The organism is Prevotella sp. TF12-30, assembly GCF_003436715.1.
Lineage (GTDB): Bacteria > Bacteroidota > Bacteroidia > Bacteroidales > Bacteroidaceae > Prevotella > Prevotella copri_A.
Genome location: NZ_QSQJ01000126.1, coordinates 1 through 767, shown reverse-complemented (window position 1 = coordinate 767; position 767 = coordinate 1). Strand labels below are relative to the sequence as shown.

General features: G+C 49.2%; 1 protein-coding gene. It reads left to right on the top strand.

The window, feature by feature from the left end; translation table 11 throughout:
- Positions 1-543 precede the first annotated feature (543 nt).
- Positions 544-767: hypothetical protein (locus DXD25_RS16410; RefSeq protein WP_370453432.1), on the top strand; the 224-nt coding region annotated here is incomplete at its 3' end.

The following is a 767-nucleotide window of genomic DNA, read 5'->3' as shown; positions in this document are numbered from 1 at the left end:
GCCGCGCCTCGGCGGAAGTTATGTCGCCGCCGGGGCGTTTTGCGTAGCGCCGGATATGTCCTGTCCTCCGTTAGGCGTCCCGGCGGATTTGCAATCCGCCGTCAAAAAATGACCTAACCTCTTTATGCTCTGGGGATTTGCAATCCCCAGCAACCAGGCATTAGCCGGCATATCGATGGGATAGGGGATTGCAAATCCCCCGGCTTAATAGGTCGAACCTTTTTTTACGACGGATTGCAAATCCGTCGGGACGCCTAACGGGGGTGGAACGTCTAACCTGCACTGGAACGCCTAGTCTGGGCTGACGTTATCAATGAAGTATATCTTCGAAGCAATTATATATAAAGCCTCGCCCCCTCGCTCGCTGGTGGTCTCTTCACAGAGAGCTACAGCAGCGGGGGAGGCATAGGTGAAGTTGTTTGAATGTCTTACGGACGATTCGATTGTAAATACAAATAATAAAAACAAAAATAGTAAATGAAAAAATATGTTTTTTTATTTTTGTCATGTGCCTTGTTCAGCACAGCACATGCGCAAAAAGTAGTGGTTCCAGAACCGGAGTTTATCAACAGCTACTGTGTTTTGACCAGTGATTCCACCTTCGACGTCCTCCCGAAAGAGAGTGGAAAGGTGGAGAAACATCAGAGTAAATTCTCTAAGTTCTCTAAGATAGCAAGTGCTGCAAGCAATCTCGGTTTTGCCGGAGGTCTGATCGGTGCCAGCACCGGAAGCCTGTCCGGACTGGAAGGTGGATTGAGAGTGATGGG